General features: G+C 62.8%; 1 pseudogene. It reads right to left on the bottom strand.

Annotation, left to right across the window (positions count from 1 at the left end):
- Nucleotides 1-371: pseudogene (locus OK17_RS22360) on the bottom strand (HNH endonuclease); the annotation flags it as partial.

Raw genomic sequence — 371 nt, 5'->3', positions numbered from 1 at the left:
GCGAGAAAGCACGGTTTGGATCAGCTGCCGCGACAGGATGCCGTCGCGCAGGGTGGTCAGCACTTTGGGTAGCCGGTCGCGCAGGGCGAGTGCTTCACCGACCCACTGATCGGCGTGGTAGCGGGTGATGGCGGCTTCGCGGCACACCCGGGTGACCATCTCGGTGTAGCGGTCGATGAAGAACCCGCCATTGGTGTGGATGACGAGTTGGTCGTAGATGGTGACGATCGATTCATATCGGCACCACGCCAGGTAGGATTCGCCGTGGCGGATCGCCCGCAGCCGTTCCATATGGGTTGCAGTGTCAGATGATTCGGGGTGGGCAGGATCGACCCCGGCGAGAAACCCGCTCGGTAGATCGGTCCACGTCT

This window comes from Gordonia sp. GN26 (assembly GCF_054823965.1).
This window is presented reverse-complemented; position numbering and strand designations above follow the sequence as displayed.